Origin of the sequence: Ramlibacter cellulosilyticus (genome assembly GCF_014297465.1) — a bacterium.
Taxonomy (GTDB): Bacteria; Pseudomonadota; Gammaproteobacteria; order Burkholderiales; family Burkholderiaceae_C; genus Ramlibacter; species Ramlibacter cellulosilyticus.
Map to the genome: position 1 here is coordinate 1 of NZ_JACORT010000008.1, position 11,742 is coordinate 11,742.

The following is an 11,742-nucleotide window of genomic DNA, read 5'->3' on the forward strand; positions in this document are numbered from 1 at the left end:
GCCGATGCTTGTGATCGGCGCCGTGATGCGCAAGCTCGTCGCCATCGCATACGGCGTCCTGAAGTCGGGCCAACCCTTCAACCCGGCGCTTCACGCCGCTTGACCTGGATAACAGTATCTACGGCGTTGCGCGGAACCGGCGTCCGTAGGCTGGGTTGAGCGAAGCTCACCCCAGCTTTTCAGGGCGAACCCGTGTTGACAGCCCCCGCCTCCCTCCCTCTAATTAACCATTTGGAGAATTAAACCGGAGACAACCATGCACAAGCGCTTCTTCCTCACGATCGCCGCAACCGCGGCCCTGGCCACCGCCTTCCCTGCCGCCGCGCAGAACTGGAAGCCCACCCGCCCGATCAACCTGATCGTGCCGTGGGCCGCCGGCGGCTCCACCGACCAGGTCACCCGCGTCGCCGCCGCCGAACTGGAGAAGGCGCTGGGCCAGACCATCGTGATCGTGAACCAGCCGGGCGCCTCGGGCGCGATCGGCACCAAGAGCGCCCTCGACGCGCCCAAGGACGGCTACACCTGGACCGCCGGCGCCGCGCAGGACCTCGGCGCCTACCAGGCGCTGGGCTCCGTCAACACCAGCATCAAGGACTGGCACCTGTTCCTCAACGTGGCCAACATCCAGGTGATCGGCGTGAACCCGCAGCGTCCCTGGAAGAACGCCAAGGAACTGCTGGACGACATGAAGGCCAAGCCGGGGCAGATCAGCGTCGCCACCGCCGGCGTGACGTCCGCCGCGCACGCCGCGATGGACGAGATCGTCAAGGCCACCGGCGTGAAGTACAAGGAAGTCTCCTACGACGGCGGCAACCCCGCGGTCGTGGCCACCGTCGCCGGTGAAGCCGACCTGACCACGCAGCTCGCCGTTGAGCAGGCCGACATGATCCGCGGCAAGCGCCTGCGCCCGCTGGCGACCGTGAGCGACAAGCCGCTGGAGCTGGAAGGCTACGGCACCATCCCCGCGCTGTCCGCCACGCTGCCCGGCTTCAAGGCCCCGGCCAACTACTTCGGCATCTTCATCCCGAAGGGCGTGCCGGACGACGTGGTGAAGACCGTGGAGCGCATCTGGACGCAGCAGATGGTCAAGAGCGAGGCGCTGAAGAAGTACGCCACCAGCCGCGGCGCGCTGTTCAACCCGCTGGCCGGCGAGGAAGCGCAGAAGGCCGTGTGGCCCGCGGTGCAGGCGAACGCGTGGAACCTGCATGCGAGCGGCAAGACCAAGGTGGCGCCGGACACCGTCGGCATCCCCAAGCCCTGAGGACCACCGCATGAACGACGCCGAACTGGCGCATCCGCGGTCCGACCTCAAGGACGCGATCGGCTGGATCGCCTTCGGCATCGCGGTGCTGGTGGGCTCCATCACCATGGACCGGCTGGAGCGGCAGAACATCAACCCGGTCACCGTGCCGGGCCTGCTGCCCGGCCTGCTCGGGATCGCGATGATCCTGCTCGGGGCGGTGCTCGGCGTGCGCAGCCTGCGACGCGGCGCGCTGGCGCAGGCGCTGCCCCCCGCGAGCGCGGAGGACCGCGAGACGCGCAAGCGCGTCTGGATCGCCATCGCGCTGTGCTGCGGCTACGGCATCGTGCTGGTGGGCCACGGCATCCCGTTCTGGATCGCGTCCACGGTCTACGTCACCGCGTCCATCCTCGTCTTCCGTCGCCTGAGCCGCGACCCCGACGAACGCCGCCTCGACGCGAAGGCCTGGGTCCAGTCGCTCGTCATCGGCGTGCTGTCGTCCGTGATCACCTGGCTCGCCTTCGAGAAGCTGTTCCTGGTCCGCCTTCCCTGATCCCCCATGCTGCAAGGACTGCAAGACCTCGGCTCCGCCTACTGGAGCTTCATGAACCCGATGACCCTGCTGTACGGGCTGGGCGGGGCGTTCGTCGGCATCGTGATGGGAATCCTGCCGGGGCTGTCGGCGACGCTCGCGATCGCGCTGCTCACGACGCTGACCATCAAGCTCCAGGCCAACGACGCGATCCTGGTGCTGATCTGCTCGTACGTCGGCGCGCTGTACGGCGGCTCGCGCACGGCCATCCTGCTGAACATCCCGGGCACGGCGGCCAACGCGGCATCGTGCGCGGACGGCTATGCACTGGCGCTGCAAGGGCAGGCGGGCCGCGCGATCGGCATCGCGACCTCCGGCGCCTTCGTGAGCACGCTGATCGGCGTGATCGCGCTGGCGCTGTTCACGCCGCTGCTCGCGGAGGTCGCACTGCAGTTCGGCGCCTTCGAGTTCTTCTGGCTCGCGCTGTTCGGCGTGACGCTCTCCGGCAGCATCGTCGGCGGCGACCCGCTCAAGGGCTGGCTGATGGGCCTGCTGGGCCTGTTCCTCGCGCAGGTGGGGCAGGAGACGCTCTACGCCTACGACCGGTTCACCTTCGGCTGGGACGAGCTCGCGGGCGGCATCGCGCTGATCCCGGCGCTGGTCGGCGCCTTCGGCCTCGCGGAGGTGCTCACCACGCTCGCCGATCCCGTCGAACGGAAGATCGCGGACCTGAAGGATTCCGTGCTGCCACGCTGGAAGGAAATCATCCAGTACCGGTGGACGGTGCTGCGCTCCGGCATCATCGGCGTGATGACAGGCCTGCTGCCCGGCGTCGGCGAGGACGCGGGCGCGTGGATGTCCTATGCGGCCGCCAAGGCGTCGAGCAAGGAGCCGGAGCAGTTCGGCAAGGGTTCCATCGACGGCCTCATGGCCGCCGAGACCGGCGACATGTCGTCGATCCCCGGCCACATCATCCCGTGCCTCGCACTGGGCATCCCGGGCTCCGCGCCGTCGGCGGTGCTGATGGCCGCCATGATCATCCACGGCGTGCAGCCGGGGCCGATGCTCATGATCCAGAACCCGCACTTCGTCTACCACGTCGTGGCGATGACGACGCTGGCTTCCATCGCGATCCTGCTGTTCGGCCTCTTCGGCGTGCGCCCGCTGCTGCACGTGCTGAAGGTGCGCCGCAGCATCCTGATGCCCATCGTGTTCCTGCTCTGCACGGTGGGCGCGTTCGCCACGGCCTCGCGGCTGTTCGACATCTGGATGATGCTGGCCATCGGCATCGGCGCCTTCTTCCTGCGCCGGCGCGGCTACGAGATGGCGCCGCTGGTGCTGGGCCTCGTGCTGGGACACCTCCTGGACAAGAGCCTGCGCCGCGGCCTCGTGCTGTCGGACGGGAGCATCCTGCCTTTCTTCACGCGGCCCATCGCCATGGCGTTCGCCGCGGTCACGATCTTCACCATCCTGCTGTACATCAAGCCGTTCAAGGCGGCGGTGCAGCGGTTCAAGGCCTGGGTGTTCGGCGGCCTGCGCATGCTGTTCGCGCGGCGGGCGTAAGCTCGCGCCATGAAATTCGCTCTCTGCAACGAGGTGCTGCAGCCGCTGCCGTTCGCGCGGCAGTGCGAGCTGGCGGCCGCCCTCGGCTACGACGGCCTGGAGGTCGCCCCGTTCACCCTGGCGGCGGACCCGATGGAACTCACCGACGCGGAGCTCGCCGAGATCCGGCGCACCGCGGAGGACCACGGGCTGCGGATCTTCGGCCTGCACTGGCTGCTGGTCGCGCCCGCGGGGCTCTCCATCGTGAGCGAGGACGCCGCGCTGCGCCAGCGCACGAAGACCGTGGTGGCGCGCCTGGTCGAGATGTGCGCGGCGCTCGGCGGCAGCTATCTCGTGCACGGCTCGCCGAAGCAGCGCAGCGTTCCGGCCGGCAGCACGCGCGAACAGGCATGGGAACGCGCCCGCGACTGCCTCTCCGGCGCCGCCGCGGCGGCGGCACGCTGCAACGTCACCTACTGCCTCGAGCCGCTGTCGCCGCGCGAGACCGACCTGTTCAACACCGTCGGGGAATGCGTGCGGATGGTGGAGGAGATCGGCCAGCCCGCGCTGCGCACCATGGTCGATTGCAGTGCCGCCGGCCAGGCGGAAGCGCTGCCCGTCGATGAGCTGCTGCTGAAGTGGATGCCGCAAGGCGTCATCGGCCACGTGCAGGTGAACGACCCCAACCGGCGCGGACCGGGCCAGGGCGAACTCGATTTCGCGCCCATCCTCGATGCGCTGGCCTGGTCCGAAGCGGAAGGGCATTTCCCCGGCATCATCGGTGTCGAGCCCTTCGACTACGTGCCGGACGGTCCCGGCTGCGCCGCCTGGTCCATCGGCTACCTGCGCGGCGTCCTGAAAGGCCTGCATGCCAATGACTGAAGCGCCCCGCGTCACGCTGCGGGCCATCGAACTGTACGAGCGGCCGGTCACGCTGCGCATGCCCTTCCGCTTCGGCGTGGTCACGCTTCGCGAGGCACCGCAGGCGTTCGCCCGGGTGCAGGTCGTGCTGCCGGACGGGCGCAGCACCTGGGGCGCCGCCGCGGAACTGATGGCGCCCAAGTGGTTCGACAAGAACCTCGCGCTGTCCAACGAAGACAACTTCGGGCAGCTGCGCGCCGTGCTGCGCCTGGCGCGCGACGCGTACCTCTCCGACGCTGCGCCGGCGACCGCTTTCGGCCACTTCGCGCGCCACCACGACGCGCACCAGCGCGCCGCCGGCGCGCAGGGCTTCAACCCGCTGCTCGCGAGCTACGGGCCCGCGCTGGTGGACCGCGCGATCCTCGACGCCGTCTGCCGCGCGCAAGGCATCTCCTTCTACGCCGCGATGCAGGACAACCTGGCGGGTATCGGCGACGCGCATCCGCAGTTCGCCGGGTTCGCCTGGGACGACTTCCTGCGCGCGCTGCGTCCCGCGGAACGCATCCACGCGCGCCACACGGTGGGACTGGTCGATGCGATCACCGCGGCCGACCAGCAGGAGCGCGTCGGCGACGGCCTGCCCGAGACACTGGAAGAGGTGGTGCGCGCCTACGGCCACCGCTACTTCAAGCTGAAGGTCGGCGGCAAGGTCGACGCGGACCTCGACCGCCTGCAGGCGATCGCCTCCGTCCTCGACCGCGCGCCGCAGCCGTACTTCGCTTCGCTGGACGGCAACGAGCAGTACGAGAGCGCCGAGGGCGTGCAGGCGCTCGTGCGCGGCATCCAGGGCCGCCCCGCCTTGCGGCGGCTGTGGGAATCCATCCTCTTCATCGAGCAGCCGATCGCGCGCAAGCTGGCGCTGGACGTCGACCTGCGCGCCGCCGACTTCGGCAAGCCGGTGATCGTCGACGAGTCCGACGGCGAGCTGGAGACCTTCGTGCAGGCCCGTGCGCGTGGCTACGCGGGCATCTCGTCCAAGACCTGCAAGGGCTTCTACAAGTCCGTGCTGAATGCCGCGCGCTGCGCGGCCTGGAACCGGGAAGAGGGCGGAGAACGCTACTTCCTCTCGGCCGAGGACCTCACCACGCAGGCGGGCCTTTCCGTGCAGCAGGACCTGGCGCTGGTGAACCTGCTGGGCGTCACGCACGTGGAGCGCAACGGTCACCACTACGTGAACGGGATGGCCGCGTTGCCGCAGGCGGAGCAGCAGGCCTTCCTGCGCGCGCACCCGGACGTCTACGAGGAGAGCCACGGCGCGGTGCGCCTGCGCATCCGCGACGGCGAGATCGCGCTCGCGTCGCTGGACACGCCGGGCTTCGCGAGCGGGGCCCTGCCGGATTTCGGGGCCATGCGCGCGATCTGAGTGCTGGGGTGCGCTTCGCGCAACCCAGCCTACGGCGTCTCCCATGTAGGCTGGGTTGCGCGCAGCGCACCCCAGCGTCACGGCTGTTAGACTCCCTCGCAGGGTGTCCGCCTTCGCGGGCAGGTTGACGCGCAGGTCGGGCCGCCGCGCGGCTCGTTCCTGTCCGCCGCTCCATGCCCGAACTGCTCGCCCTCGTCGTCCTGCTGCCGCTGCTGCCCGGCGTGGTGCTCGCATGGACGGCCGGACGCCTTCCTGCACCGCGCGGCAAGCGCGCCTCCGCATGGGCGGCGGGGCTCGTCACCCTGGCCTCGCTGATGCTCCTCGCCGCCCTGGCGCCCGCCGTGTTCGAGGGGCGCACGCTGCTGCTGCACCTGGACTGGGTGCCCGACATCGGCCTGAACATCGGCTTCCGCCTCGACGGGCTGGCGCTCATGTTCGCGCTCCTGATCACCGGCATCGGCGTGCTCGTGATCCTCTATGCCGCCTATTACCTCGGCGAGAAGGACCCGCCGGGCAAGCTCTTCGCGCAGCTGATGCTGTTCATGGCCGGCATGCTGGGCGTGGTGCTCGCGGACAACCTGCTGATGCTGGTCGTCTTCTGGGAACTCACCAGCGTCTCTTCCTTCCTGCTGGTCGGGTACTGGGGGCATCGCGCCGACGCCCGTGCCGGCGCGCGCATGGCGCTGGCGGTCACCGGGGGCGGCGGGCTCGCCATGCTTGCCGGCATCATCCTGCTGGGGCAGGCGGGCGGCAGCTACGAGCTGCACGAGCTGCTGCAGCGCGGCGACGTGATCCGCGCGCACCCGCACTACCCGGTCATCCTCGCGCTCGTGCTGCTCGGGTGCTTCACCAAGAGCGCGCAGCTGCCTTTCCACTTCTGGCTGCCCGAGGCCATGGCGGCGCCGACGCCGGTGTCGGCGTACCTGCACTCCGCGACCATGGTGAAGGCCGGCGTGTTCCTGCTCGCGCGGCTGTACCCGGTGCTGGGCGGCACCGAGCTGTTCCAGTTCTGGGTCTCGGGCGCGGGCCTGCTGACGCTCGCGTTCGCGGCGTACGTCGCCGTGTTCAAGCACGACCTGAAAGGGCTGCTGGCCTATTCGACGATCAGCCACCTGGGCCTGATCGTCTTCCTCGTGGGGCTCAACTCGCCGCTCGCCAAGGTCGCGGCCGTGTTCCACATCCTGAACCACGCGACCTTCAAGGCCTCGCTCTTCATGACCGCGGGCATCATCGACCACGAGACCGGCACGCGCGACATGCGCAAGCTCGCGGGCCTGATGCGCTTCATGCCGTGGACCGCGACGCTCGCGATGGTCGCGGCAGCGGCCATGGCCGGCGTGCCGCTGCTCAACGGCTTCCTGTCGAAGGAGATGTTCTTCGACGAGGCGCTGCGCGCGGGCGGCGGCGCCTGGGGCTGGATCGTGCCCGTGGTCGCGACGTTCGCGGGGGCGTGTTCCGTGGCGTACTCCGTGCGCTTCATCCACGACGTGTTCTTCAACGGCGAGCCGAAGGACCTGCCGAACCCGCACCCGCACGAGCCGCCGCTGTTCATGAAGCTGCCCGTGGCGCTGCTGGTGGTGGTGTGCGTGCTGGTGGGCGTGATGCCCGCCGCCACCCTGGGTCCGCTCGTCGAAGTGGCCGCCACGGCGGTCCTGCATGCCCACCCCCCGGCGCACGAGCTCGCCTTGTGGCACGGCTTCAACGTGCCGCTCGCCATGAGCATGACGGCGACGGCCGCCGGCGTGGCGATGTACGCCGCCCTGCAGCGCAACTTCCGCCTGCACCTGCACCACCCGCGCCGCGTCACGGGACGCCTGCTGTTCACGCACGCCACGGAAGGCCTGCTGGGCGCATCGCGCAAGCTGACGTCGCTGACCGAGAACGGGTCGCTGCAACGCTATGCGGCCCTCCTGGTGGGCGCCGGCGTGGTGGCCGCGGCGTGGCCCTTCCTGCGTGAAGGCGCAAGCGCCGCGACCGGCACGCGCACGCTGCTGCCCGCGACGCCGCTCGCGATCGTGCTCTGGCTGCTGGTGCTCGCCGCGGGTGGCGGGCTGGTGCTGGGACACAGGCACCGGCTGCGCGCCGTCGTGCTCGCCGGCGTGATCGGGCTCGTCACGGCGCTCGCTTTCGAGGCGCTGTCCGCGCCCGACCTCGCGCTGACGCAGCTCTCCGTGGAGGTCGTGTCCACCGCCTTGCTGCTGATGGGCCTCGCGCTGCTGCCGCCCACCACCCCGCGCGAATCGGGCAGCCTGCGGCGCGGCCGCGACGCCGTGCTGGCCGCGGCGGGCGGCGGAGGTGTCGCCTGGCTCGCCTGGCTCGCGCTCACGCGCGACCACGAATCGCTCTCCTGGTACTTCCTCGCGAACGCCGTGCCGCAGGGCGGGGGGGCCAACGTGGTGAACGTGATCCTGGTGGACTTCCGCGGCTACGACACCTTCGGGGAGATCACCGTGCTGGGCATCGCCGCGGTGGGCGTGCTGGCCATGCTGGACGGCTTCCGCGTCCGCCGGCCGCTCGCGGATGCGGGCGGGCTGCCGTGGTCGTTCGCGCGGCCTTCGCTGCTGCTGCGCCTCGCGGCGGCGTTCATCCTGCCGCTCGCACTGGCGGTCTCCGCGTACATCTTCTGGCGCGGGCACAACCTGCCCGGCGGCGGCTTCATCGCCGGCCTCATCACCGCCGCGGCACTGCTGCTGCAGTGGATGGCGCTCGGCCAGGCGGAAGCCGAGGCGCGGCTGGGCGGCGATGCGCCGCGCCGCTTCAGCCTCTGGATCGCGACGGGCCTCGCGATCGCGGGACTCACCGGCGTGGGCGCCATCGTGGCGGGCCAGCCTTTCCTCACCAGCGCGTACGCGCATCCCGTGCTGCCGGTGCTCGGCGAGATGGGCCTCGCGACCGCGGCGCTGTTCGACCTGGGGGTGTACGTGACGGTCGTGGGAGCGACGATGCTGCTGTTCTCCATGCTGGGCAGCGTGAGCAAGGAGGCGCCGCGGTGAGCCTCTCGCTCGAATTCCTGGTGGCGACCGGCATCGGCTGGACCACCGCGTGCGGCCTGTACCTGATGCTGCGCGGCCGCACCTTCCCGGTGGTGCTCGGGCTGACGCTGGTCGGCTACGCCGTCAACGTCTTCATCTTCGCCATGGGCCGGCTGTGGGTCGCGCAGCCGCCGATCGTCTCCGGGGGCAGCGTGGCGGACCCGCTGCCGCAGGCGCTGGTGCTCACCGCCATCGTCATCGGCTTCGCCACCACCGGGCTGGTGATCGAGATGGCGCTGCGCTCGCGCCACGAATCGGGCACGGACCACGTGGACGGCGAGGAGAAGCCATGAGCCGCCGGGCCGCCCCAAGGCTCATAGCCCCGCAGTGCGCAGCACGGAGGGTAGTCCAGTGAGTGCGCTCGCGACCCTCGTGCAGCAGCACCTGGCGGTGCTGCCCGTGCTGCTGCCGCTGTTCACCGCGGCCGTCCTGCTGGCGCTCGGGGACGGCGCGGGCGGCCACGGGCAGCCGGCGCTCACGCGCGCACGCACGGTGTCGATCGTCTCCGCGGGCATCGGGCTGCTCGCCGCGATCCAGCTCGCGCTCGATGCCGGCGACGGGACCTGGCGCGTGTACCGCCTGGGCGACTGGGCCGCGCCCTTCGGCATCGTGCTCTCGGTGGATCGTCTCTCCGCCCTGATGGTGCTGCTCACCGCCGCGATCGCGCTGCCGGTCGCGGTGTATGCGAGCGGCGGGTGGGACGCGCACGGCCGCCACTTCCACGCGCTGCTGCACTTCCAGCTCATGGGCCTGAACGGCGCCTTCGTCACGGGGGACCTGTTCAACCTGTTCGTGTTCTTCGAGGTCCTGCTCATCGCCTCCTACGTGCTGCTGGTGCACGCGCAGGGCCGCGAGCGCTTCCGCTTCGGCGTGCCCTACGTGGTGCTCAACCTCGCGGCGTCGGCGCTGTTCCTGGTGGGCGTGTCGCTGGTGTATGCCGCCACCGGCACGCTGAACCTGGCGCACCTGGCGCTGCGCGTCGGGCAGGTGCCCGCGGCCGACACGGCCCTGCTGCAGGCCGGCGGCATGCTGCTGCTCGTGGTGTTCGGCTTCAAGGCGGCGCTGCTGCCGCTGCATCTCTGGCTGCCGGGAACGTACGCGGCTGCGTGCGCACCGGTGGCGGCGCTGTTCGCGCTCATGACCAAGGTCGGCGTGTACGCCATCCTGCGGGTCCATGGGGTGATCTTCGGCGACTCGGCGGGTGCGTCCGCGCAGCTGGTCGCCGGCTGGCTGCTGCCCCTCGCCCTCGCGAGCAGCGTGGTGGCCGCGCTGGGTGCGCTGGCGGCCGGCACGCTGCCGCGGCTGGTCGGCTGGCTGAACATCGCATCCGTCGGCATCATCCTCGCCGCGCTCGGCCTGTTCACGCCCGGCGCATGGTCCGCCGCCATGTACTACACGATCAACAGCACGCTGGTGATCGCCGCGCTGTTCCTCCTCTCCGAACTCGTGGGCGCGCAGCGCGGCGAGGTGGGCGAGCGGCTGGAGCCCGCGGGGCCGGTGGCGCAGCCCGCGCTGCTCGGGACCATGCTGCTGCTGCTGGCCGCTTCCGTGATCGGGCTGCCGCCGCTGCCCGGCTTCCTCGGCAAGCTGATGATCCTGCAGTCGGTCGGCGGCGACGCGACGCCGTGGGTCTGGGGCATCGTGCTGCTCGTGGGCTTCTTCTCGCTGGTGGGGCTGGCGCGCGCCGGCAGCCTGCTGTTCTGGGCCGTCGAGCCGGGGCGCAGCGGCGGCGCGTCGGGCGCGAGCCCGCGGCTGCTGGCCGCGACGCTGGCCCTGATCGCGATGATGGTGGCGCTGGCGGCCTGGGCCGGGCCGATGAAGCGCTACACGGATGCCGCCGCCCGGCAATTGCAGGACCGCGAAGGCGCCGCGCGCGCCGTGCTCGGGCCGGCGCTGGGCGCCGGCACGGTGCGGCCCTACCGGGCGCAGGACGCCCTGGGAGCAGGCAAGTGAAGACGACACCCCATACCCCCGCCGGCGACCGCCGCTGGCTGGCGCACCCCTGGCTCAGTGCCGTGGTGTTCGCGAGCTGGCTGCTGCTGCAGGGCTCGCTCGCGCCGGTGCACTGGATCTGGGCCGCCGTGCTCGCCCTGGTGCTGCCGTGGATCGCGCACGACTTCATCGACACGCCCGTCGTCCCGGTACGCGCCGGCGCCGCGATGCTGCGCCTCGCCGCCTGCGTGCTGTGGGACATCGTGCGCGCGAACCTCACCGTCGCGCGGCTTGCGCTCGATCCGACGCGCGAGCCGCGCCCGGCATGGCTGCGGGTGGACTCCAGCCTGCAGGACCCGCGGGCGCTCGGCCTGCTCGCCACCATCATCACCATGACGCCGGGTACCGTGTCCTGCGTGATCGACGAGGAGCGGCGCCGCATCCACGTGCATGCGCTCGACGCCGGCGACCCGGCCGCGGTGGTGGCCGAGATCCTGGAGCGCTACGAACGGCCGTTGCAGGAGATCTTCGGATGATCGCCTGGGCACTGGACTTCGCCATCGCCTGCGTGGCGATCGCCCTCGCGCTCGCCGGCTGGCGCCTGCTGGCCGGCCCCGAGGCGACCGACCGCGTGCTGGCGCTGGACACGCTGTACGTGAACACGGTGGCGCTCGTGCTGCTGCTCGGGCTGCGCTTTCGCAGCGACCTGCTGTTCGAGGCGGCGCTGGTGATCGCGATGCTGGGCTTCATCGCCACCGTGGCGCTGGCCCGGTTCGTCGCCCGCGGGGACGTCGTGGAATGAGGAGAGGAAGATGAACCTGCACCCCGTGGTGGAGGCCGTGGTGGCGGCGCTCCTGGTCGTGGGCGGCGCCTTCGTGCTGGTGGGCGCGATCGGGCTCGTGCGCTTCCGCGATTTCTTCATGCGCCTGCATGCGCCCACCAAGGCCTCGACCCTGGGCGTCGGGGGCGTGCTGCTCGCGAGCGTGCTGTGGCACTGGTCGCACGGCGCCTGGGCCGGCCGCGAACTGCTGATCACGCTGTTCCTGTTCATCACCGCGCCGGTGTCCGCCAGCCTGCTCGCGCAGGCGGCCTTGCACCTGCGCGTGCGGTCGACGGCCGAAGTGCCGCGGGAGATCGAGCGCGACTGAAAGCAGAAGGGGCCCCGCGGGGCCCCTTTGCT

11 protein-coding genes are annotated in these 11,742 nt (G+C 71.0%); all 11 read left to right on the plus strand.

Features of this window, described 5'->3' with window-relative positions; genetic code table 11:
• The first annotated feature begins 256 nt into the window (after positions 1 to 256).
• The 11 genes from H8N03_RS17645 (at position 257) to H8N03_RS17695 (ending at position 11,710) form a co-directional block, all read left to right on the plus strand.
• Positions 257 to 1,261, plus strand: a complete 1,005-nt coding sequence (locus tag H8N03_RS17645) for a tripartite tricarboxylate transporter substrate binding protein (RefSeq protein ID WP_187077532.1) — start codon at positions 257 to 259, stop codon at positions 1,259 to 1,261.
• Between the two features lie 10 nt (positions 1,262 to 1,271).
• The gene (locus tag H8N03_RS17650; RefSeq protein WP_187077533.1) at positions 1,272 to 1,793 is read left to right on the plus strand and encodes a tripartite tricarboxylate transporter TctB family protein; all 522 of its coding nucleotides are present in this window, start codon (positions 1,272 to 1,274) and stop codon (positions 1,791 to 1,793) included.
• Positions 1,794 to 1,799: 6 nt separating this feature from the next.
• Positions 1,800 to 3,335, plus strand: a complete 1,536-nt coding sequence (locus H8N03_RS17655) for a tripartite tricarboxylate transporter permease (RefSeq protein ID WP_187077534.1) — start codon at positions 1,800 to 1,802, stop codon at positions 3,333 to 3,335.
• A gap of 9 nt (positions 3,336 to 3,344) precedes the next feature.
• Positions 3,345 to 4,196, plus strand: coding sequence for a sugar phosphate isomerase/epimerase family protein (locus H8N03_RS17660; protein WP_187077535.1), 852 nt, complete (start codon positions 3,345 to 3,347; stop codon positions 4,194 to 4,196).
• Positions 4,189 to 5,598 (plus strand): enolase C-terminal domain-like protein, encoded by a 1,410-nt coding sequence (locus H8N03_RS17665; RefSeq protein ID WP_187077760.1) that lies wholly within the window; start codon positions 4,189 to 4,191, stop codon positions 5,596 to 5,598. Before H8N03_RS17660 ends, H8N03_RS17665 begins: the two co-directional genes overlap by 8 nt.
• Before the next feature lie 173 nt (positions 5,599 to 5,771).
• On the plus strand, positions 5,772 to 8,591 hold the full coding sequence (locus tag H8N03_RS17670; RefSeq protein WP_187077536.1) for a monovalent cation/H+ antiporter subunit A: 2,820 nt from the start codon (positions 5,772 to 5,774) through the stop codon (positions 8,589 to 8,591).
• Between the two features lie 65 nt (positions 8,592 to 8,656).
• Positions 8,657 to 8,923, plus strand: coding sequence for a Na+/H+ antiporter subunit C (locus H8N03_RS17675; RefSeq protein WP_435531674.1), 267 nt, complete (start codon positions 8,657 to 8,659; stop codon positions 8,921 to 8,923).
• 58 nt (positions 8,924 to 8,981) lie between these two features.
• Positions 8,982 to 10,583 (plus strand): monovalent cation/H+ antiporter subunit D, encoded by a 1,602-nt coding sequence (locus H8N03_RS17680; RefSeq protein ID WP_187077538.1) that lies wholly within the window; start codon positions 8,982 to 8,984, stop codon positions 10,581 to 10,583.
• Positions 10,580 to 11,098: a Na+/H+ antiporter subunit E gene (locus H8N03_RS17685; protein WP_187077539.1), complete on the plus strand. Its 519-nt coding sequence runs from the start codon at positions 10,580 to 10,582 to the stop codon at positions 11,096 to 11,098. The genes H8N03_RS17680 and H8N03_RS17685 overlap by 4 nt, the downstream gene beginning before the upstream one ends.
• Positions 11,095 to 11,364, plus strand: a complete 270-nt coding sequence (locus H8N03_RS17690) for a K+/H+ antiporter subunit F (RefSeq protein ID WP_187077540.1) — start codon at positions 11,095 to 11,097, stop codon at positions 11,362 to 11,364. The genes H8N03_RS17685 and H8N03_RS17690 overlap by 4 nt, the downstream gene beginning before the upstream one ends.
• A 10-nt stretch (positions 11,365 to 11,374) precedes the next feature.
• Positions 11,375 to 11,710 (plus strand): Na+/H+ antiporter subunit G, encoded by a 336-nt coding sequence (locus tag H8N03_RS17695; protein ID WP_222623033.1) that lies wholly within the window; start codon positions 11,375 to 11,377, stop codon positions 11,708 to 11,710.
• Positions 11,711 to 11,742 lie beyond the last annotated feature (32 nt).

Bases quoted from the DNA above. Each gene is read 5' to 3' on its own strand.
- H8N03_RS17645 (WP_187077532.1), top strand. From the start codon at position 257: ATGCACAAGCGCTTCTTCCTCACGATCGCCGCAACCGCGGCCCTGGCC.
- H8N03_RS17650 (WP_187077533.1), top strand. From the start codon at position 1,272: ATGAACGACGCCGAACTGGCGCATCCGCGGTCCGACCTCAAGGACGCG.
- H8N03_RS17655 (WP_187077534.1), top strand. From the start codon at position 1,800: ATGCTGCAAGGACTGCAAGACCTCGGCTCCGCCTACTGGAGCTTCATG.
- H8N03_RS17660 (WP_187077535.1), top strand. From the start codon at position 3,345: ATGAAATTCGCTCTCTGCAACGAGGTGCTGCAGCCGCTGCCGTTCGCG.
- H8N03_RS17665 (WP_187077760.1), top strand. From the start codon at position 4,189: ATGACTGAAGCGCCCCGCGTCACGCTGCGGGCCATCGAACTGTACGAG.
- H8N03_RS17670 (WP_187077536.1), top strand. From the start codon at position 5,772: ATGCCCGAACTGCTCGCCCTCGTCGTCCTGCTGCCGCTGCTGCCCGGC.
- H8N03_RS17675 (WP_435531674.1), top strand. From the start codon at position 8,657: ATGCTGCGCGGCCGCACCTTCCCGGTGGTGCTCGGGCTGACGCTGGTC.
- H8N03_RS17690 (WP_187077540.1), top strand. From the start codon at position 11,095: ATGATCGCCTGGGCACTGGACTTCGCCATCGCCTGCGTGGCGATCGCC.
- H8N03_RS17695 (WP_222623033.1), top strand. From the start codon at position 11,375: ATGAACCTGCACCCCGTGGTGGAGGCCGTGGTGGCGGCGCTCCTGGTC.